Origin of the sequence: Paenibacillus sp. GCM10027627, from assembly GCF_042675505.1 — a bacterium.
Lineage (GTDB): Bacteria > Bacillota > Bacilli > Paenibacillales > Paenibacillaceae > Pristimantibacillus.
In genome coordinates this window covers 1,378,663-1,399,209 of record NZ_JBHTHB010000001.1, presented here as the reverse complement: position 1 = coordinate 1,399,209, position 20,547 = coordinate 1,378,663, and the positions used below count along the sequence as shown (strand labels likewise).

Genomic DNA, 20,547 nt, shown 5'->3' with positions numbered 1-20,547 from the left:
GTTTGCTAGAGGCACAGGATGACCCTGAGTTTACTGAACACCAAGAAGCGAAGACGCCACTAGGTCGCAAAATATCTTGATGAATATCAAGTGTTCATAAATAGAAATGAGGCAAAAGACTTGAAGCAGAAGAAAATTCCTAAAGAGTTGTTAAGTTTAATGGAGCGACGAGAAAAAACTGCTTGGAAATTAATGATGCTGGATGCCCAAGTTCAGAATATGTTAGAGGATTTAGGTGTTGCTGATACACCCGAATATATTAATTTTCAAAACAACTATGGATGTATGTTAACTACAGAACCATCAAATTATCACGATGAGACGACTAAGATTATTGAAAAAATTATTAATAGTTAGTTTGAATTTCAAGGACATGATACAACTTATTGAATATTATGTTACATAAGAGAATGAAATGTTGAATTTATAGGGGGAAGGAGGCACAATATGCAAAAAGTTGATTTTGACAAGATGAATAACAAAGAACTTGTTGAGGCATTTGAAGTGGTTCTTGAGAGTATAGAACATTTACAATGGGGATTTGATTATGTAGATGATGAACGTTATGAATCTCTACTTGAAAGAATCTCGTCATACAAGAGAAGGATAATAGGAAAGTACTTTGATATAGATGGTTATATTACTGTCAAGAGACTTCATAACTTATTTCTTGAAGATGAAGGAATGAGAATTGAAATGTGGCGTGTCTTGTTTAAAAACTTGGATAGGTTTGAAAAAGGACTATTACTAGAAGATAATGAACAATATTACTTAAGCACACTTCCCTATCTTCAACGTGATAAGTATGACTGGGATAAATTCATGTGTTCATTAGTAGAAAATAATCAATTATCTCAACTAAGAATGATACAATCTAACTGGAATGAATATGGTACACAGGTTTATGGTTGCTCAACTAGCAATAATGGTAGAGTATGTCCTTGTTTACGACAAGCACATGATACTACAGCACATAGATGTTTTAAACATTACTTAGAAACAAATAAAAAGTCTCCAGATGATACAGTACCTGCAAAACTGCTAATAGCAAATAGATTGTAAAGGTATTAGAGAGGTGTTAATTTATTTATGTCTTATTGGAAAGATGAAGTGGCGAAAATCAATAAATGCCCCCAAAGACAGGATTCAGTAACTGATCAGATGCTAGACTTGATTTCTATAGCAAATTTGTTAGGGTTTTATGATGCAGCAGACTATATCAAGAGAACATTTTCAAAAGAGAAGTCAACAGCAAGAGTTGGTGATAGAATTTTGATAAATGGAAATAGCAACAACCACCCTTTCGAGCTAGGTCAAGAAGTTGTAGTTGTTGATTGGTACGAATTTGAGGTAAAAGACTCAGAAATGGGCGTAGAAGTTAAAGCATTTTCAGGTGAAGACAGCTGGTTTATTAGACACACTGATTATATTTTGAAATGTTAATCCAGAGAGAAAGGGTGTTCGATCATTTTTGATTTTTATGGTGATGAGATTTATTTGAAATTTTAATGGGAGATAGGAGTGCCCTGATTGTTTAGAAGATTCATTATTAGAGGAAGGATTGAGTAAGTGGTGATGTTTAAAGTGTGATAGAATATTTGAAGAAGATTGGTTTGATGATTGTGAAGAGTAAAGTATATACAGGAGCTGACACATGAAACTTTTAAGAGAGATTACTTGCAAAGTTAAAAAAATGAAGCATACATGTTTTAGTCATCCAATAAAATCATTACAGCTTAAGGTGTCCTATTTACCAGAACTTATTTCACTTACAAATGAATCTGTGGAAAAAATTGAAAATCAAATCAAAAGTGCTAAAACCTTAAGCGATTTAACAAAAATAGATTGTACTGAACCTGAATTTGAAGTTGATATTGATTCCCTCTATACTGAGTGTGATCTTGATCCTAGAACATGTAACCAGATATTAGATGAGTTGGATTTGGAACAATATGAACTTAAACGCAAGTTAAATCGGTTAATTTATACCATTAGAAATTATAGAGATGTATTTGAAGCTGTTGTTTCTAGATATAAATTTACATGTGATTCACTTGATCATCATTATTTTAACATTGGATATGATAAAGAAAATAAGTTGATATGCGTTACATATGAGTTGAGTGATTTTGATCCAGATTCTATAAGTAATCCGACATTATATCTTTCATTTGGAAAGCTTCATGGCAGAAATCCATCAAGAATGTACTTGAGTTATAATAGTAATGGATCATTAATTATAAACGACTTTTTCTCCATTGAAAAAAACTTGGGTCATGGATCATTTATGTTGAATTCCTTGTTACAATTAGTTCCGCTACTTAATGAAAAAATTGCACAACATAATCTCAACACTTTTAATGAACTTGGGCGAGAAAAATTTTGTAGTTGGGAAGAATATCAACAAAAGCCTGCTTTATATAAAATGCCGATAAGAGTTATACGTGGCACAATTCGACCACTTGAGGATCACAAACTAGAAGATCTTAAGCGATTTTATAATAGAAATGGATTCTTAAAGAATGATAGGTTGTACAAAGAAGTATAAAAAAAATGAGGAGATGATATTGTGAAACCATATGTTCAATTAACAGGAGAAGATGGAAATGCATTTTCTATTATTGGTAGAGTAAGTAATGTATTGAAATCAGCAGGGTTGGTAGAACAGGCTAATGATTTCAAAGAAAAGGCTTTTAGGTGTTCTAGTTTTAATGAACTTTTAAATTTAGTCCCTGATTATTGCGAAGTTGGTTGAGTAAGTAAAATAAAACAAGTGTTTCATTATGAGTCGAAAAAAGAGGGTGTAAGAGTAAGTGAGTATATTGAAAAAAGCAATTCATTTAGCAACAACCATGCATGATGGTCAATTTGATAAAGGTGGTCAGCCTTATATACTACACCCATTGAGATTGATGCTGAAATGTGAAACAGATGAAGAAAGAGTTGTTGCATTGCTTCATGATATTGTTGAAGATACTGAAATTACCTTAAGCGAATTAAGATATTTATCAGATTACAGTGCTGAAATTGTAGATGCAATTGACTGTCTCACAAGGCGAGAGAGTGAGACATATGATGATTTTATAGATAGAGTGAAGACAAATAAACTTGCCACAAAAATCAAGATCCTAGACCTTGATGATAATATGGATATTTCAAGGCTGAATGAAGTTACAGATAAAGATCAAGAAAGAATGAATAAATATGCGGCAGCAATACAAAGGTTAGTGAGGTGATGAGGTGAGAGGAATGGAGTATCGAGTTGTTATTAAAGAGTTCGGTACAGATGAAATTATAAAAGAGTTGAAATGGACAACAGCTAGAAGTGAAGCGGAGAGCATTGAAGGTGGTTTAACAGTAAATCTTAATCATGAAAAATTTTATACAATAATTGAAGAAAGAAGAACATAAAATATTCTTTTATGGTGTAAAAAAGGTGGGTATTATGAAGCATTATGTTATATATTTATCGACCGCAAGAGATTGTGATCCAATATATCAGAATAACACATATGGATACTATGCTGGTAAAACCTATACTTATGAGGGGCAGCATTTTCCTTGGTTTGATAACTCTATTGTAGAGAGAACAAAGAGATACGCAAGTAAAAATAGAGCTGAAAACGCAGCAAAGAGATTGTATGTAAAATGTTCTTATGTATCAAGATATGAAATAGAGGAAGTTTAATGCTGTAATGCAATTGTTAGTGAATAGAATCTCGGTTTCATGGAGAAGGGAGTGAGGATATGGAAGAAATCTACTACGCAATAAGGATGTTAGATGGTGGCTATGTGAGATTTCAGCAAGAAAACAATTGGAGTGTTGATGCGCACTCGAATACATCTATTAGATTTGCTGATATGTGGAAAAAAGATACAGTAGTCCAAATATTTAATGATCTACTTAAAGGCCATGATGAGAGGATTCATTTTGATTTTAGGATAGAAGCAACCCCGAAGGAGATAGTGAAAGTAACCATGCAAATTGACAGCGCGTAGGAAATAAAAACTCTATTTTATAAGGAGTGTATATGAAAAAGACAATTGCACATCACATGATAGATATTTTAAAGGAAAACGAACGATCTAGTGTTTGGTATGGAGACATAGAAGAGATTGATGAATGCGCCAAACGTGCTGGCTTATATGAAAAGGAAACTAAAATTCATCCAATATTGATAAACAATAGAGTACTCTCAGCACTAGATAGAAGTAGTTTCTTTAAAAAAGGCTATGTTAAACATATAGGTAGGCCAGCACGTTGTTTCTTTTTAGTTGAAAGTGGTGATGATAAATGATTTATGTAACTGGGGATGTTCATGGGTTGCCTTCTTCAATGCGGCGCTTCAATACACGTAATTTTCCACAACAAAAGAACATGACAAAGGATGATTATGTTATTGTTGTTGGTGATTTTGGTTGGGTGTGGTATGGAGAAGAGAATAATGCTGAAGAGAAATATTGGCTAAGATGGTTAAACGAAAAACCATGGACTACGATTTGGGTTGACGGCAATCATGAAAATCATTTCTTGCTTGACAATATGCCAGTAGAAGAATGGAATGGTGGAAAAGTTCACAAAGTCAAAGATAGCATTTATCATCTTATGAGAGGGCAAGTTTTTAACCTTCAGGGGAAAAAGTTCTTCACTTTTGGTGGAGCTGCTTCTCATGATAAAGAACATCGTAAAGAATGGATAAATTGGTGGGCTAGAGAAATGCCCTCATATGCAGAATATGAAGAAGGTTTGAATAATCTCGATAAAAATGAATGTATTGTTGACTTTGTTTTAACACATACTTGTTCAGAGTCTACATTGCAGACATTGGCAGATAATTATGGAATGAGGTATGATGTTGATGTTATGCATGAGTACTTTGAAGAAATTCAAACTAAACTTCAATATCAAAAATGGTTTTTTGGTCACTTTCATAAGAATTTGAATTTGCCAAATAAGCAAATATTGATCTATGAGCAAATGATTCGTATCTTGTAGATGGAGGTATATGTTAATAATGCTAGGAAGGGATACATTATGACTTGTGGAATATATCAAATAGTTAATATGATAAATCAAAAGATTTATGTTGGTAGTTCAAAGAATATCGGGTATAGGTTTTCTAGGCATAAAAAAGAACTGAAATTGGGAATTCATCACAATAGATATCTACAGAGAGCTTGGAATAATTATGGTAAAGAAAGTTTTAAACTTCAGATAATTGAGATTGTTGAGGCACAGGATAAATTGATTGAAAGGGAACAGCACTGGCTTGATAAACTTTCTTCTTACAATCAACTTGTAGGTTATAACTTAGCATCAAAAGCTGGAAGTAGACTAGGAGTGAGATGGACAAATGAACAGAAACTGAAACTGAGTGCTAAAAGGAAAGGCAGAAAACATTCTGAAGAAACAAAAATGAAGATTGGAAAGGCTCATATGGGAAAGAAAATGAAATATTCAGAAGAAGAGCTTAGAAGAAGGATGGAAAGCCTATCAAAAACAAAATGGTTTTTAGGAAAGACTCATACTGAAGAAACTAAGCAAAAACTCCGTAAGAAGCAACAAGGAAAGAGACATAGCGAGGAAACGAAAGTAATGATGAGCATAAGTAGAACTGGAAAGAAGGCTAGCGCAGAAACCAAAGAAAAATTATCAAAAGCAAAGAAAAATCCAAGTGAAGAAACACGAAAAAGACTCAGCAAAGCCAATAAAGGTTCAAAGAATCCTAGAGCTATTCTTAATGCAGACAAAGTGATTATTATTAAAAGAATGCTGCATGATGGAATAACTCAACAAGTAATTGCAGATCAGTTTGGTGTAAGTAGGGCTACTATTGGCAACATAAATACAGGAAATAGTTGGAACCAAGTTGAAACAGACAATAAAACATAGCTTTCATCAGCTAAAAAGGAGAAAATTTAATGAATAGTGAACTAAAAAATGAGTTGATTGAAGTTATTAATGAATATAAAAATCTATCTAACTTTATTGAGAATGAGGTTCCATATAAATATGCTGAAGACATTCGCCAAGAACTTTTTTTTGATAACTATCTAGATGGATTGATTTCTCAAATTAATGAAGTAGAGCTGGTAAAAGCATGATTTCATTTTCTCAATCGTATCAATTCTTCAGCTCGCTTTGCATAGTTCCCTAAAGCAACACCCAATTGTGACTTTACTAAAAACTTCATAATTTGAAAACGTTCTTGATACCCACGAAAATAAATTTCAAATTTTAAAGAATTTGCATCACCATCAACCTCAATAACTTTAATACCTGATTTTTTGAGCGATGTTTTGGTTGATAAGTAGTCTTTCTTTATAAGATCAAGCACTAAGTCTGTCGAAGCAATAAATAGTTGTTTCAAAGACATGTCAGAGTATTTTAGATCAGATCTATTTTTTTCAACAACAGATATCAACAAAAATAATAATATTGAATCTCTAACTAAAGTGAGTTCTTCAATTGTTAAGACACTAGGGTGACTCATTATTCAACACCTCTAAATAGGAACGTTTGTTCTATTTTATAAGATAATTGAACAGTAGTAAAGTGGTCATTTTGAATTGAAGGAATAAATTAAATTAATAGTGAAATGAAACTTTCATTTGGAGGTGATTTAAATAAAATATGTGGTTTTAGAGTGGGATAAAGACGATTTGGAAGGTGAATATGCACGAGTTTTAACTACTGATGTTGATCATAAGACAGCAAACTGGTATTTGGAAATCTGCCCAGAGAAGTTTACAAGGGAAGTTGTCACCATGGATACATATCGACTTCTGAGAGCAGAAACAGTCGAATAAAGAGAAGAAATGAAAAATCCTGCTATTACCCAAGAAATGATGAGGTGAAAACTGATGTAGTTGAAAAGATGAGGAAATACATAGACGAAGTAATTGAGCTAGAAGAAAAACTTGAAGCAGCCAAAGATCAAGAAAGATTTTGGAGATCAGAATGTACTACAATGATAAATAGACTTAATGAACTTAAAAGAGAAGCAAAGGGCTATTCAGATGGATTGTTTAGCGAGTAGGTCACAAAAGAAGTCTTTTATAAGAAAAGAGGGAGGATCTTTAAGAATGAAAATGACACTAGAAGAGATGAAGATGGAATACGATGCTACTAAAGTGGATCTTAAACAATGCCAAACTAAAACGGCACAATCAGGAATTAATAATGCTTTATATGAATTAAAAAAGAAAATTGATGCAGAACAACACAGAGAAGACGCCACACTTGAGAAATTAATTCAAAATGGAATTGAATATAAAATTCCTAGAGCATTTAATTGGTGGGAATCTCGTGAAAATTTCAAAATGATGGCTAATGGAGAGGTGCTTTATGTGATTGATGCATCTGGTAGGCTTGATGAAGATGGAAGTTATCATTGGCATCATTATGCATGGATTCCACAGGCTGCGAATAAATATGCAAAACTCTGTGTAAGAACATTAGGTGGAGATAGGTTTAATGACAGATACTTTCTTGAAGTTAAGTACTATAAGCATCCAGTAGATCCTTATCCATATCTTAGTAAGCATTTAAGTTATAATAACCAGACATACAAACTGTTTGTTGAATACATATTGAAAGAGTTAAAGCTGACTGATAGGTTAGCAAATTACAAAGGAAGATAGAAGTGTGAATAAAATATAATTAATAAGTAACAAAATGAAATTATACATCTATAAGGAGATGAATATATATGGGATTGGATTTTAGTCATTGTGAAGCAAGATGGTCATATAGCGGATTTAATAATTTTCGCAAAAAATTGGCTAATGAATTAGGTTTTAATTTGAATGAAATGCAGGGCTTTGGGGGTAGTAGAAAATTCAATGAAATAAAAGATGACATTGTTTATCTACTAGACCATTCTGATTGTGATGGACATATTACTGCAAAAAGATGTGCTAAAGTGGCTCCTAGACTACGAGAACTAGTGAAAACATGGGATAATGAAGATTATGATAAGATTAAGGCTCTAGAATTAGCGGAAGGCATGGAATGTGCAGCATCAATGGGAGAAAAATTAGAGTTTAGATAAAGCCAATAAAGCTTAAATTTTCTTGGGTATTTGAAGGGGAGTGAAATCAATATCAGTCAAATTTAATCCACAACAGCAAGCAGCAATTAACCATCACGAGGGGGCATGTGCCACAATAGCAGCCGCAGGATCTGGAAAGAGCACCGTCTTAGTAAACAGAATCGATAAACTTATCTCGCATCATGGAGTACCAGAAGAAGAAATACTTGCGATTAGTTTTACAAATAACGCATCCGAAGAACTGAAAAATAAACTGAAAGCACTAGGACACACCAATGTAAATACAGGAACATTTCACAACATCTGTGGCAAGTTACTTGCAAAAGAAGGCATTTACTTTGCACATGACAAACTCATTCAAGATTGGCAAATTGAGAAGGCTTTGAGTGCAGTATACTCAGCAGATATTGACGTTGGTGACATTAAGGGGTTCATTGCATATCAAAAATGCTATCTCAAATCATACAATGATGAGTTTGCTGAAAAGGAAAGCAATTATAGCGAATCAGAATTGCGATTATTCTACAAGACATATGAGGACTACAAAAAAAGAAATGAGCTTCATGATTTCGACGATTATCTACATAAAGCATTAAACATGCTTAAAGCGAATCCTAAGAAGTATACATATGATTACATTTTGGTTGATGAGCATCAGGACAGTGACAAGGTAAATAATTTACTCATTCGAGAACTGACGCGTTCAGGAAATGTGTTTGTAGTTTTTGACTATAGGCAGGCCATCTATGAGTGGAAGGGGAGTAATCCTGAATACTGCATGAACTTCTACAAAGATTGGGACGATGCGACTGTTATCAATTTAGACCTAAATTATCGTTCCTGTAGGAATATTGTTCAGAAAGCAAATCGATTTATTGAGCGATACTATGGCAACTATGCACATTATTCAGAAGCAATCCCTTTTAGGCAAGAGGATGGGAAGATTAACATTCTAACATATCTAGATAGGGAAACAGAGGCAAAAAAGATTGTTGATGACATTGCAGGATTGCTTGATGCAAAAGAGAAACCAAATGAAATTTGCGTTCTCTACAGGCTAAATGAGCAATCGACACACATTGAGCATGAGTTAATGAAGCGTGACATTGATTACGACATCGTAAGTGATGGCAGTTTCTTCAAACGAAAAGAGATTGCAGGAATACTTGGCTATCTAAAACTAATCATCAATCCTCATGATGACGGAGCATTTCTAGATGTTTTTAAGATGAGGAATTATCCTTTAGCATTTTTTAGTGGGAAGCTCCTTGAGGATATTAAGAGATACGCAGGAGTACGGAATCTGTCATACTACGAGGCGTTGTCAGATTATAATTATCAGGCAGATTGGCAGCGTAAAAATGCAATACTATTTGCAGATTACATAACTAAACTGCGACTGCAAAAAGATAAAGGTTTAAGTGCTGGTGAGTTGATTTCAAATATCATAAAGGCTTTTGAAATCCATAAATACATAGAAGATAAATATAAAAATCCAGACGAAAAAAAAGAAAGATTGGACTCACTAAATACTTTGATGTCATTTGTGAGATCCGAAAACCCTGAAAGCTTCCTGAAGTATGTATCAAATACGAGAAAGAAATCAAAGGGAAAGAGCGTTGTAAAGCTCATGTCAGTTCATGCAAGTAAAGGATTGGAGTTTAAGTATGTATTCCTCGTAGGGATTCAAGACTCTAAATTTCCACATGAACGAAGTACTTTGTTGAGCGAAGCCAGATTATTTTATGTGGCAGTAACACGAAGTAAAGACAATTTAACGATTAGTCAGATTGGAACAGGTAATGTATTTGTAGAGCAGTATAGGTGAGGTGATTGAGTGGCAGGAAGGAAATGCCCTATATGCAAACAGTTTGATGATCCAGAAGAAATGACACAACTACCGAATAAAAGGTTTGTGCATACTGAAAAATGTCTTGATATACATAATGAAAGAGAAGAGAAACAGAAACAAGAGAACATCGAATGGAGTAATTTGTTTGAATACATAAAAGAACTACATGGGATCATTGCCATACCAACAAGAAATATTAAACGACTACACCAACTTCGTGATGGAAATGACATTGTTAACGGCAAAACTGAAAAGAGGTATAAGCAAGGGCCAAGTTATGGACTAATGCTTGAAGCTTACAAATTGCAAGAAGATAAAATTAAATGGTTCATTTCTTCGGTGTTGAATGATGGTAAAGATGCATCTGACATCAACAAATGCATTTCGATGATGCTCAACGGACTCAACACTGCGTGGCAGGTTCGGCAGACGAAGATTAAACTAGAAAAACAAATTAAAAATGAATTATCAAAAACGTTCGAAAAAGATATGTCATTTCCTGATGCAACTAACATTAAAAAGAGAAGAGACGATGGGGATATTTCGCACTTACTATAGAGGAGTGATTTTATTAGCACAAAATACTTAACTGAATTTGTAGCACCTTCGGAGGTACATGAATCATTGTTTGTGGGGAATCTGTGGAAGAATCCTAATCTATATTCCAAATACAAATCGCACAAAATTGAGCAGACAACCTTTACAAAACTGATCTGGTACTTTTATTACTACATAGGTAAGGACATGTATGACAGTGGCATTCGTAATTTTGAAGATACATCAGTTTTCTCGTATCTTACATCAAAACCCCAAGAAACAGGGAAGAAATCATATTTTGAAGTTTATGATGAGTTTGGTGGCTTTTCTACAGTTCAAGATTTAATGAATGAATGTGTGGTTGACAAAAGTAATGATGATTATCATTTTAGTGAAGTTCAAAAATATGAAAGCTTGCGTATACTACAGGATGAAAATTTACTTAATGTGTATGATACCGAATTCGTTAAGAAGTTAGCAAAGATGAATCTAAAGCAACTTCAAACTTTTTGCCAACATAAGATAAAAACCTCGTTTTCACAAATCAATTCAGGTGATGTGATCATATACAATCTTACGGAGGATATTGAAGAGGTAGTCGAAGAACTTGATCAAGGTGAGGAAGTTGGGCTTCCACTGTTTGACTCTCCACGACTGACAAAAAAAATCAATGGTCAAAAATTAGGTAATCTTATGTACCTTGTACTTTCCAGTGGTGTTGGTAAATCGAGTATTGTAACAGAAAAATTTGTGCTCTCGATATTCGAGCATAACACAAAGGCACTTGATCCAGAAAGTGGTTTGAGTTTTGAGAAAGCACTTATCGTTGTAAACGAGGAAGGGAAGAAAAGGTGGCAAGGTAGGTTATTGGCTACAGTCGCCTCACGAATTCTGAAGAAGCCTATAGCAAGAGACACAGTTAACAAGGGACATTACACACCAGAACAGAAGGCAATTCTCATCGAGGCTGCTAAGTGGCTCAAACAAAACCAGCCTGACTTTATCAAGTTGGTTATTTTGAAGAAATATCGTATTGAAGATGTTATCAATAATATTGAATTACATAGACCACTGGGCTATAAGCATGTTTATTTCGATACATTCAAACCTGACCTGACGCAGCAGACAGATCGATGGCTTGCTTTTTCAAATTCAGCTCAGGATCTCCATGATTGTATCAAAGAAGAGAATTATAACTGTGCTACATTAGCAACAGTCCAGATGAAAATCGGAAAAGAATACCGTTATTTGGATTTGGAAAGTATTGGCAAGTCACTCGAAATCGTTGAGGTGGCTGCTGTTGTAATGGCTGGTAGACTTCTTTATGACGATGAGTTTGATGGGAAACATAAGGTATTTTGTTATAACTACGAGAAGGATTTTAATGGAAAATGGCAAAAAAAAGAATATGATCTTGATCCAGAGAAAAAATATCTAATTCTCTTCCTTCCTAAAAATCGTGAGGGGAGCGAGGATGAACAGATAGTATTCGAAGTTATTTCTGATTTAAATGTATGGAAAGAAGTTGCATATGCCAAAGTTAAGAATCTTGGAACGAATAAGTAAAAGGGGAGGAGGTAATTGAGCAACGATTTATGGGAAATTAAACAGAAGATTCTGAATGATAGACGAGTCGAAGAATTGCTCAGCGCAATGGAGTGTCAGCGCATTAGATGTGCTTCTAATCGATATGAGGCTCAATTACCTGATAAATACAATTCGTCTAACCCTCGTTCCGTGCAGGTTTATTTAACTGAATGGATGCAATGTCGAATAAGAAGTAAAGGGATTTCCGATATTGATATCTTTGGACTTGTCTCAATAATTGTCTTCGATGTTGAACATAATGAATCATCACTTAAAGCGAATATTTATAAATCGAAAAAATGGATATGCAATACACTTGGATATGCTGACTTTATATCTAATAACCGTGAATTCCAGACTGTAAAAGATGATCCTCTAAAATGGCTAAAGGATTTAAAGAAGAAACGAAATAAGCAGCAGCTTCGTGAGTTTTCAGAAAATCGGGTTTATCCAGACTCTATTCTTAATCAATACATAATGTATCCGTATTATCCATACATACAGGAAGGCCTTGATTATCAAACGCAACTTGATTTTCAGGTTGGCTTTGACATTTACTCAGATAGAGTGATCTATCCAATATATAACCAGTTTGGAGATATCATCTCAATTAAGGGCAGAACGATAGATCCTGACTACAAGGAAAAAGGTATCTACAAATTCCTATACCTCTACAATTTTAATAAGATGATTGAGGTTTATAATTGGCATAATGCACTTGAACATGTGCTAAGTAGTAAAGAGATAATTATTTATGAAGCTGAAAAAAGTTGTTGGTATAGTACACAGTTTGGAATTCCTAATTGTGTTGCGATTAGTGGTGACGATCTTAGTGAATATCAAGTGAAAATGATTAAGGATTTGGGTATTGATGTGCGTATTGTGTTAGCCATGGACAAAGACAAGTCTGTTGATGACATTAAGAAACAAGGTAAGAAGTTTGGTCTATCAAGACAGGTTTATGCACTTTATGATGCTCATAATCTGTTGTCTGAAGAGTTGAAGGAGTCTCCTACAGATAAGGGCCAAAAGACGTTCCTAAAGCTTTACAGCGACTATCCAAAGTATCGAATCACGTAAGGTAATAAAACTATCCTTTTATGGGCTTTTTGAGTCTTTGAAACTCTTGTAAACATTGACTTTTAAGGCCCGTTCATTTTTTACAAATATAAAGATGCGACTTTCAAATTGGCACAAGTATAAAATATTAAAATTTTGTACTTGTGCTTTTCTAAAACGCATGGTAATATGATCCCACAACGTAAAATATGGTAACAGGAAAAAGGAGATGATGATTATTGGAGTACTAACAATTACTTGCTTGGTATATTCTACTTTAGCACTAATTTGTTTTTTGTACATGAAGCTGTCTTACTTCAAATCAAATAAAGAAAAAATGAAAGTATCTAGTAAAGTAACACTTCAGTATCTGGAGCTTTGTAGAACTAGTAGTGCAAAATGCAACTCATTCTCAGAAATTGAATATAAGATTGAACGTCATGTATGGCTTGGAACAGTGATTGAAATAAAAGATGGTGGAGACACTTTAATTGTAAGATCGTATGACTTGGACTTCACATTAAGTAATAACATCGTGATCAGTATGAAACGAGATAGACTCAAGGGAACATATTTCATTTCTGAAAAACAAAAAAATACATATGATAAATTGTTTGGTGGAGTTACTGTATGATGATACAAAGAAATGAAAAAGGAAAAATAGAGGTTGATCATAGTGAAACGATGAAGTGTTTTGACAACCTATTTGCTCCCTGTAAAAACAAAAATGAAGCTGAATGGTTGCATGGACACTTGATTGAAATACTTGAAAAAACAAAAGATGTGTTGATTGAAACAATGAATGAGGAGTGATTCTTTGATAACTGAAAAATTACTCAATGATAAGGCAACGTTCTTTACTCAGTTCTTATGGAATAAAAAATTAACAATACCTATAAGAATAAATAATCGCCTTAAAGCAACACTAGGCCAGTATTGTAAAGACAAAATTGATCTTTCAAAAAGAATAATTCATGATGAACTATTGACAGATGATACCTTGCTTCACGAACTGTGCCATTGGTACTGCGATGAGATTGGTGAAGATAATAGGGATCATACTAAATTCTTTGAGGAAGAATTGAAACGAATCGGTGCTTCATCTACATATACATCAGACTACAAAAATGGAAAATGGTATCATCTTTATAATTATGGGTGTTATAGATGCAATGAGTGTGGAAGAAAACTAGAAACAAAGGACTATCTGGATGAAAAACAAAAGGGTGAGATTGGGGCTCCAATTAAAAAATATTATTGCTGTGATTCAAAAATGTATTATTCAGGACGAAAAATTGTTCCTGAAGATTTTGTGGAAAATGAGAAACTAAAACAAATCAGAAATGCATTTAAGGAAAATTCTCAAAAACATGTTGAGGTGGTTCAATGAGAAAAGTATCAGGATTCTCTGAAGTTGTAACATATATTAAATATGAATATGATACATTTGTGGAATGGAAGGATCATGAAAAACAACTATTAGGAGATTATTTTCATGTTCATGAAACTTCTCTTAATGAAGAACATCCATATATATGTTGCACTTATGTAAGAAGAATTGGTGCAAATAAAAACTAAATTTTAAAGAAAAAAATAAAAAAATAAAGGGAGAAATAACAAAATGGAATTCAAACAAATGAGGACGCTGCTACAAAATAATTTTAAGCAAATGACTTCAGATGCAACAAAATTATTTGAAGTTGAGTTGGATAAAGACGAATTGTGGAATTTGTACTTAGACAGTTTCCCAGAAGGAACTAATAATATTTTTAGAACACGAAGAGAGTATGATGGAAGTTATGACAGAAGTTTTGTCAGAAATTTTGGTAACGTTGTTGTAATCAAAGACAATCAAGTGACAACGATTTGGGATTTTGAAACTAATGATGATAAATTTCAACCTGTCTTAAATGCTCTTAATAATTTTGTTCTTTCGAAATCGGTATCCGATGTTTATGTAAGCAAAATCAAAAAAATCGGAGTGGATAGAAACTACGAGCACACAAACGAAGGAAAAACTATTGAGTGGAATCACTTTTACGTTGAACTACCTGACCAATTCGTTGACAGTAGCAATAAATCTGAAGCAGAGATTAAAGGTGGCCTGCGAGATACAAGAAACGTCTTTAAGCGATCACTAGATGAGATCACTGAGGAAAGCCTGCTCACTGTATTGGAGCTAATTTCTCAAAACTCACTTTACAAAGGAGAAGAGTGGAAAGGTGCTTTAAATGAATTTCTGAAACTCAAAAAAACATATGACAAATTGTCTACTCAATTCGAAAAAGATAATTATTCATGGGAACAGTCAGTAAAAGTTGGTGGATCAATTGGAAGAATCCGAAGCCACAGCATTGGTACTTTGCTAATCAATATTAGTGAAGGTATGGATCTTGATATGGCAGTTAAGAAGTATGAAGTAATTGTGGCTCCTGCAAATTATAAACGACCAAAGGCAATCTTTACACAGAAGATGCTTGATGAGGCTAAAAAGACTATTCAGGATCTTGGGTATTTAGATTCTCTTAGCCGTAGACATGCGACACTTGATGATATTTCAGTCAATAATATTTTGTTCTCTAATAAAGATGCAGTTAAGAGGGTTCAGGGAGCAGATGTTTTCACAGAAATGTCTAATGGAATTGCTGTTAATCCCAAAAAGTTTGCTAAAGTTGAAGAGATTTCTATTGATAAGTTTATTGAAGACATTCTACCATCAACAAGCGAACTGGAAATATTCGTTGAAAATAAACATTCAAACAATATGGTATCATTAATTGCTCCAGAGAACAAAAGTTCTCAAACGATGTTTAAGTGGAATAATGGATTCAGTTGGGCATACTCAGGCAATATTACAGATAGCTCTATGAAGGAGAATGTTAAGTCTGCTGGAGGAAATGTAGAGGGAGATCTAAGATTCTCAATTCAATGGAACGATATTAATAGTGATAGCAATGACTTGGACGCACACTGTATAGAACCCAATGGGTATGAAATTCACTTCAGAAACAAAAGAACTTTGTCGCCAACTAAAGGAATGTTAGATGTTGATATCGTTTCTCCACTACGAGGTGTTCCAGCAGTAGAAAATATTACATGGAGCAACAGGAACACTATGTCAGATGGTACTTATAAATTCTTTGTTCATCCGTATTCGGGAAGTAATAAAAATGGATTTAGGGCTGAAATCGAGTTTGATGGTCAGATTTATTTCTTTGACTATAATCAACCAATTAGAAGTGGGCAGAAAATTGAAGTTGCAGATGTTGTATTGAAAAATGGTGTTTTTACAATCATTGAAAAGCTTCAATCTAGTCTGTCCTCAAAAGAGATTTGGGGATTAAGTACCAATCAATTCACACCAGCTTCTATTGTAATGTATTCTCCAAACTATTGGGACAATCAAAATGGAATCGGGCATAGGCATTATATGTTCATGTTGAATAATTGTGTAAATTCAGAAAGTCCTAATGGCTTCTATAATGAATTCTTGAAGGAAGAACTAATGCAACACAAACGAGTCTTTGAAGCACTTGGTGGAAAAATGGCTGTGAAAGTTGTAAATGATCAATTAAGCGGTCTTGGCTTCAGCTCCACTAAACGTAATGAGTTGCTTGTTAAAGTCAAAGGCCAAACAGAGCGTGTTTTAAAAATTAAGTTTTAAATCAATTATTCGAAAAAAATTAAAAAGGAGAAATGTTAAAATGACAAACAACAATATTTTTGAGTTAGCAATTCGCAATAAAATGAGATTCCCATTTAGGGGCTTGGTGTCTGTAGAAGACTTGTGGGATCTGTCTGTAGAAAATTTGGATTCAATTTTTAAAACACTAAATACTCAATTGAAAACTGTTCAAGAAGAAAGCCTTCTAAATAGAAAAACCAAAACAGATAAAGAGTTAGATTTAAAGATTGAGATTGTTAAATACATTTTTAATGTAAAACTTGAAGAACGTGAACTTAGTCTCAAGGAGAAAGAACGTAAAGAACAAAAACAAAAAATTCTTGAGGTTTTGACAGATAAACAGGATGAAGCCCTAAAAGATAAATCCATTGATGAACTTAAAAAACTGTTAGAACAGTTTGAAAAATAAATTTGATATGAGTGTGGGCATGTATTTTTATATTATATGCCCACATGAAATATTAGTTTCATTTGGGAGTGGTTTATGAAAATTGAAAGTTATTAAGGTTGAAGGTAATGAAGTTTTAGTGGATGACGAAGATTATTTATATCTAATTAATTTTTATGATCTTAAGATAAATGGCAAATACGTTCAATGCATACCAAAAGGCAAGTATGTAAGGATGGGATTATTTAAAGGATTACAATTACAGAAATTACTCATGAATCCTTATAAGACAGGAAGAAGTACACCTGTTGATCACAGAGATGGTAATGAGTTAAACAACCAAAAGAACAACTTAAGAGTTTGTTCACATGCTGAAAATATGAGAAACAGGAAGCAGACAAAATTATTCAAGAATAAGCCCCCCACATCAAAATATAAGGGAGTTTGTTGGCATAAGCGAAACGAGGATTGGGAAGTAAGGATAAAATATAATAATAAATACATATGTCTTGGGAGATTCAACAATGAAATAGCAGCCGCAAACTGCTACAACTATTGGGCACCAATCTATCATGGTGAATATGCACGACTCAACGATTTGACAGGTATTGAAATGCATGTTGAAGAGTGGCAACAGCATAAACGAGGGAAAATTAAAACTTCAAGGTATCATGGTGTATCATTAATTGAAGGTAAGTGGGTTGCACAAATTTGGGACAACAAAAATAAGAAAGGAATTAGAGTTGGTTCATTTAAAGAGGAAATGGATGCAGCAAATGCATACGACAATACTGCCAGAAAAATCATGGGTGACAGAGCTAAACTTAATTTTCCAAATAAATGAGAGTTTTTATGAGGAACTAAAAAAGGAGATAAATGAAATTGAGTGGGAAACTCGGTGACAAAATAGGTGCAAAACATTTGTGCTTTATGTTAGACAATAAACAATTGCATTGTGCATGGTATAGCTTAATTGAGTTTGAAGGGAGAATGATGCACATAAAAGATGAATCCGCATTAATGGGCATTGTGGAAGCAGAAACAAGATATTTGGCTAAGAAGAAAGCGAAAGAATTTTTAGAAAAAATGAAAGAAAAGAATTAGCTTGGGCTATGAGAATCTAAGTAAAATAAAAAATGAATGGAGAATGCAAATGTACCAGTGCTTCAAGACTGTCAGAGGAACAGATTTTGATAAAGCAGTTAAGAAACATTTTGAACAAAAACCCAAATGGAAAGATGTGATAAGTAAAGTTGGCGAATTGCTCAATGAAAAAATAAATGAAATGGGTCTAGCACCAGATAATCTTTGGGTGAACACAAGAGAAATACATAGAGAAGAAAATAAAAAACTTTTCACTAAAGAAGGAAAATTGAAAACCAACTCCAAAAGAGCAAAAGAAATCTATAATCAATATCGAAATATTGTTAAAGAAACGGGACTTAATGACTTTCAAGAACTTAGACTTATTAAGTTTTGCTATGGAGTGATGCGGTTGCAAGGTCAATATCTAGATAGTTTTGTAGATAGTGAATATGACATTTACTACAAAGCAGATTTTGACTTGGCAAAACGCTCAAAAGGACTGGTAACACCTATTTCTGAAATTGAATATGAAGAGAAATATCTTGAAGAGCTAAAGAAAGGGCAATAAAACAATGATTTTATTTACAAATGGAGATGATAAAAAATGAACTTGTATAAAATTATGTTTGAGCATTTTTCACCAAAAGACAGTCAGAGAGGAGTTGTCGCATATCTTGTTGCCGATAGTGATGAGCAAGTGTATGAATGGTTAAAGTCTGATCCTAAGTTGGATGATGATACTTGGATTTATACCCCCTATCAAGATTCCGAAAATGATGATATCACTTTTGAATTGTATGATGATCAATACAATGTTGTTGGTATGGAAGAGTATAAAGATAAAATGATTAGACTAAAAGGTGAAATGTTTGACGATGAATTAGAGTTGAACGATTTATATTATGGGAAAACAATTTATGGTTGGCGACTCATAAAAGAAGATGTTAAACCAGATATCCTACAGTATATAAAGGATTATGGAATTAAAGTTGTAAATGCAATGAGCCAATAAATCATGATTTTCATTACCCCAGAAGGAGGGATTTGAATGTCGTATAGACGATCAGTAAAAGACTACTACCAACTTAAAAAAGGAGATCATGTAGTCATGCATACTTGTATAGAACACGACTATCCTGAGTGTTTCGGAAAAGTTTGGGTTTGTTCGTCAGATGAATTTGTTCGTAAGGGACATAATTATGGTGAAGTATTTTTAGAGGGTTTCAGCGGATCTTTTTCAACGGAGTATCTTCAGTACATCAGACCAGTACATATCGTGCATGACTTTGGAATCATTGAGCATAATCTATCGCCAACAGCAAGGATTGAGATGTTATGAACTTGATCCAAGCAATCAATAAAGTCTCTCAGGGAGCCTCAATTGTCTCCTGTGCAGGCCGAACTTATACATATGCCATGTTGCAGCCTGAATGGGTTGGAGCGCTATGTTTCTTTTAATACGTTTGGAATGACTGAGGTTGAGAAGAAAAATAATTGGACAATTAGGGAGACCATATAAATGACAATCGAAAATAGCATTAAAGACGTAATCTTAAATAAGTTGAACGATGGTTTAATTGAGAAATTGGTAAGTGAGCAATTAGAGAAAGGCGTAAAGAATGCACTGGATCATCTCTTTGGTTCATATGGCGATGTTACAAAAGTAATTGAACAGCAAGTAAAATCTGTGATGATTCCCTATCTTGAAAAATACGACTATTCTCAATACATCACAAAACTAGATGCAGTTCTCGTAGATGTCCTTAAATCTTCTGCTTTGGAGAATAAGAATCTTCTAGAGAATTTCAAAAATTTGATGACTCCAAAACAGTGGCATGACACTATCAAAGTGAGTGAACTTTTTAATCACTGGATGAATTATGTTAAGAAAAATGTAAAAACTGACGGACTTGAAATTGATTATGATGATCGTCCTACATATGAAAATGTTGAAGTGCGATTTGAAGTAGAATATAACACTGATAGATCGTGGAGTGATATTGAACGAGCAGTTTTAGTTTTTGAGTGTGACCATGATAAAGACATGAATTTCGAAATTAACATTCATCGTTGGAAAAAGTTTGATAAGGATAAATGGACAATCGATTATGACTCTGTTCACGATCTGAACTCGTTGAGAAACTTGAGTGAATTTGAAGTCTTAATTATGAAGCTTAGACAAAGCTACGCTAAACTAATTATTGATTCTGATAGTGAGTGTGATGAAGTGGAGCCAGAAGCAGAACCAGAAGCCAGTTATAACTAATGAAATAATGCTTTTAAAGGGAAAAGGAGGAAT

33 protein-coding genes are annotated in these 20,547 nt (G+C 33.7%); 32 read left to right on the top strand and 1 reads right to left on the bottom strand.

Features of this window, described 5'->3' with window-relative positions; all coding sequences use genetic code 11:
• Window positions 1-120 precede the first annotated feature (120 nt).
• The 13 genes from ACFQZE_RS06640 to ACFQZE_RS06580 all read left to right on the top strand — a co-directional run bounded on the left by ACFQZE_RS06640 (window position 121) and on the right by ACFQZE_RS06580 (window position 6,105).
• Window positions 121-357 carry a hypothetical protein gene (locus tag ACFQZE_RS06640; protein ID WP_379354903.1) on the top strand — a complete coding sequence of 79 codons (237 nt, stop codon included), beginning with the start codon at window positions 121-123 and terminating at the stop codon, window positions 355-357.
• 90 nt (window positions 358-447) lie between these two features.
• Complete coding sequence (locus tag ACFQZE_RS06635) at window positions 448-1,062, top strand: hypothetical protein (RefSeq protein ID WP_379354901.1); 615 nt, start codon at window positions 448-450, stop codon at window positions 1,060-1,062.
• A gap of 27 nt (window positions 1,063-1,089) precedes the next feature.
• Window positions 1,090-1,443: a hypothetical protein gene (locus ACFQZE_RS06630; protein WP_379354899.1), complete on the top strand. Its 354-nt coding sequence runs from the start codon at window positions 1,090-1,092 to the stop codon at window positions 1,441-1,443.
• Window positions 1,444-1,654: 211 nt separating this feature from the next.
• Complete coding sequence (locus ACFQZE_RS06625) at window positions 1,655-2,548, top strand: hypothetical protein (RefSeq protein ID WP_379354897.1); 894 nt, start codon at window positions 1,655-1,657, stop codon at window positions 2,546-2,548.
• A gap of 21 nt (window positions 2,549-2,569) precedes the next feature.
• Window positions 2,570-2,755 carry a hypothetical protein gene (locus tag ACFQZE_RS06620; protein ID WP_379354895.1) on the top strand — a complete coding sequence of 62 codons (186 nt, stop codon included), beginning with the start codon at window positions 2,570-2,572 and terminating at the stop codon, window positions 2,753-2,755.
• 58 nt (window positions 2,756-2,813) lie between these two features.
• Window positions 2,814-3,236, top strand: coding sequence for a GTP pyrophosphokinase (locus ACFQZE_RS06615; protein WP_379354893.1), 423 nt, complete (start codon window positions 2,814-2,816; stop codon window positions 3,234-3,236).
• Between the two features lie 13 nt (window positions 3,237-3,249).
• Complete coding sequence (locus ACFQZE_RS06610; protein ID WP_379354891.1) at window positions 3,250-3,411, top strand: hypothetical protein; 162 nt, start codon at window positions 3,250-3,252, stop codon at window positions 3,409-3,411.
• Window positions 3,412-3,445: 34 nt separating this feature from the next.
• Window positions 3,446-3,688, top strand: a complete 243-nt coding sequence (locus tag ACFQZE_RS06605; protein ID WP_379354889.1) for a hypothetical protein — start codon at window positions 3,446-3,448, stop codon at window positions 3,686-3,688.
• Window positions 3,689-3,747: 59 nt separating this feature from the next.
• Entirely contained in the window at window positions 3,748-3,999 is a 252-nt protein-coding gene (locus ACFQZE_RS06600; RefSeq protein WP_379354887.1) for a hypothetical protein, read from the top strand.
• A gap of 32 nt (window positions 4,000-4,031) precedes the next feature.
• Entirely contained in the window at window positions 4,032-4,298 is a 267-nt protein-coding gene (locus tag ACFQZE_RS06595) for a hypothetical protein (protein ID WP_379354885.1), read from the top strand.
• Complete coding sequence (locus tag ACFQZE_RS06590; RefSeq protein WP_379354883.1) at window positions 4,295-4,996, top strand: metallophosphoesterase family protein; 702 nt, start codon at window positions 4,295-4,297, stop codon at window positions 4,994-4,996. Before ACFQZE_RS06595 ends, ACFQZE_RS06590 begins: the two co-directional genes overlap by 4 nt.
• A 39-nt stretch (window positions 4,997-5,035) precedes the next feature.
• A complete protein-coding gene (locus tag ACFQZE_RS06585) occupies window positions 5,036-5,893 on the top strand; it encodes an NUMOD3 domain-containing DNA-binding protein (protein ID WP_379354881.1) in 858 nt (285 codons plus the stop codon).
• Window positions 5,894-5,922: 29 nt separating this feature from the next.
• The gene (locus ACFQZE_RS06580) at window positions 5,923-6,105 is read left to right on the top strand and encodes a hypothetical protein (protein ID WP_379354879.1); all 183 of its coding nucleotides are present in this window, start codon (window positions 5,923-5,925) and stop codon (window positions 6,103-6,105) included.
• Between the two features lie 2 nt (window positions 6,106-6,107).
• Here ACFQZE_RS06580 and ACFQZE_RS06575 read toward each other — a convergent pair whose 3' ends face one another.
• Window positions 6,108-6,494, bottom strand: a complete 387-nt coding sequence (locus ACFQZE_RS06575) for a YhjD family protein (RefSeq protein WP_379354877.1) — start codon at window positions 6,492-6,494, stop codon at window positions 6,108-6,110.
• Window positions 6,495-6,854: 360 nt separating this feature from the next.
• Here ACFQZE_RS06575 and ACFQZE_RS06570 point away from each other — a divergent pair, with 360 nt between their 5' ends.
• From ACFQZE_RS06570 to ACFQZE_RS06480, 19 genes are all read left to right on the top strand, one after another.
• Window positions 6,855-7,040, top strand: coding sequence for a hypothetical protein (locus ACFQZE_RS06570; RefSeq protein WP_379354875.1), 186 nt, complete (start codon window positions 6,855-6,857; stop codon window positions 7,038-7,040).
• A 46-nt stretch (window positions 7,041-7,086) separates the two neighbouring features.
• Window positions 7,087-7,644, top strand: a complete 558-nt coding sequence (locus tag ACFQZE_RS06565) for a hypothetical protein (protein WP_379354873.1) — start codon at window positions 7,087-7,089, stop codon at window positions 7,642-7,644.
• A gap of 68 nt (window positions 7,645-7,712) precedes the next feature.
• Window positions 7,713-8,054 carry a hypothetical protein gene (locus tag ACFQZE_RS06560; protein ID WP_379354871.1) on the top strand — a complete coding sequence of 114 codons (342 nt, stop codon included), beginning with the start codon at window positions 7,713-7,715 and terminating at the stop codon, window positions 8,052-8,054.
• Between the two features lie 40 nt (window positions 8,055-8,094).
• On the top strand, window positions 8,095-9,882 hold the full coding sequence (locus ACFQZE_RS06555; RefSeq protein ID WP_379354869.1) for an ATP-dependent helicase: 1,788 nt from the start codon (window positions 8,095-8,097) through the stop codon (window positions 9,880-9,882).
• A 9-nt stretch (window positions 9,883-9,891) separates the two neighbouring features.
• On the top strand, window positions 9,892-10,464 hold the full coding sequence (locus tag ACFQZE_RS06550) for a hypothetical protein (RefSeq protein ID WP_379354867.1): 573 nt from the start codon (window positions 9,892-9,894) through the stop codon (window positions 10,462-10,464).
• A gap of 72 nt (window positions 10,465-10,536) precedes the next feature.
• Window positions 10,537-12,009, top strand: coding sequence for a replication protein (locus ACFQZE_RS06545; RefSeq protein WP_379355544.1), 1,473 nt, complete (start codon window positions 10,537-10,539; stop codon window positions 12,007-12,009).
• A 15-nt stretch (window positions 12,010-12,024) separates the two neighbouring features.
• On the top strand, window positions 12,025-13,110 hold the full coding sequence (locus tag ACFQZE_RS06540; protein WP_379354865.1) for a DNA primase: 1,086 nt from the start codon (window positions 12,025-12,027) through the stop codon (window positions 13,108-13,110).
• Window positions 13,111-13,318: 208 nt separating this feature from the next.
• Entirely contained in the window at window positions 13,319-13,723 is a 405-nt protein-coding gene (locus ACFQZE_RS06535; RefSeq protein WP_379354863.1) for a hypothetical protein, read from the top strand.
• A complete protein-coding gene (locus ACFQZE_RS06530; protein WP_379354861.1) occupies window positions 13,720-13,902 on the top strand; it encodes a hypothetical protein in 183 nt (60 codons plus the stop codon). Before ACFQZE_RS06535 ends, ACFQZE_RS06530 begins: the two co-directional genes overlap by 4 nt.
• Before the next feature lie 4 nt (window positions 13,903-13,906).
• Window positions 13,907-14,479, top strand: coding sequence for a SprT-like domain-containing protein (locus ACFQZE_RS06525; RefSeq protein ID WP_379354859.1), 573 nt, complete (start codon window positions 13,907-13,909; stop codon window positions 14,477-14,479).
• Complete coding sequence (locus tag ACFQZE_RS06520; protein ID WP_379354857.1) at window positions 14,476-14,667, top strand: hypothetical protein; 192 nt, start codon at window positions 14,476-14,478, stop codon at window positions 14,665-14,667. Before ACFQZE_RS06525 ends, ACFQZE_RS06520 begins: the two co-directional genes overlap by 4 nt.
• Before the next feature lie 43 nt (window positions 14,668-14,710).
• Window positions 14,711-16,753 (top strand): hypothetical protein, encoded by a 2,043-nt coding sequence (locus ACFQZE_RS06515; protein WP_379354855.1) that lies wholly within the window; start codon window positions 14,711-14,713, stop codon window positions 16,751-16,753.
• 40 nt (window positions 16,754-16,793) lie between these two features.
• The gene (locus ACFQZE_RS06510) at window positions 16,794-17,183 is read left to right on the top strand and encodes a hypothetical protein (RefSeq protein ID WP_379354853.1); all 390 of its coding nucleotides are present in this window, start codon (window positions 16,794-16,796) and stop codon (window positions 17,181-17,183) included.
• 82 nt (window positions 17,184-17,265) lie between these two features.
• On the top strand, window positions 17,266-18,006 hold the full coding sequence (locus ACFQZE_RS06505; protein ID WP_379354851.1) for an HNH endonuclease: 741 nt from the start codon (window positions 17,266-17,268) through the stop codon (window positions 18,004-18,006).
• A 38-nt stretch (window positions 18,007-18,044) separates the two neighbouring features.
• On the top strand, window positions 18,045-18,266 hold the full coding sequence (locus ACFQZE_RS06500) for a hypothetical protein (protein ID WP_379354849.1): 222 nt from the start codon (window positions 18,045-18,047) through the stop codon (window positions 18,264-18,266).
• A gap of 49 nt (window positions 18,267-18,315) precedes the next feature.
• The gene (locus ACFQZE_RS06495; protein ID WP_379354847.1) at window positions 18,316-18,816 is read left to right on the top strand and encodes a hypothetical protein; all 501 of its coding nucleotides are present in this window, start codon (window positions 18,316-18,318) and stop codon (window positions 18,814-18,816) included.
• Window positions 18,817-18,852: 36 nt separating this feature from the next.
• Window positions 18,853-19,260 (top strand): hypothetical protein, encoded by a 408-nt coding sequence (locus ACFQZE_RS06490; RefSeq protein WP_379354845.1) that lies wholly within the window; start codon window positions 18,853-18,855, stop codon window positions 19,258-19,260.
• 36 nt (window positions 19,261-19,296) lie between these two features.
• Window positions 19,297-19,587, top strand: coding sequence for a hypothetical protein (locus tag ACFQZE_RS06485; protein ID WP_379354843.1), 291 nt, complete (start codon window positions 19,297-19,299; stop codon window positions 19,585-19,587).
• A gap of 180 nt (window positions 19,588-19,767) precedes the next feature.
• A complete protein-coding gene (locus ACFQZE_RS06480) occupies window positions 19,768-20,514 on the top strand; it encodes a hypothetical protein (RefSeq protein WP_379354842.1) in 747 nt (248 codons plus the stop codon).
• Window positions 20,515-20,547: the final 33 nt, after the last annotated feature.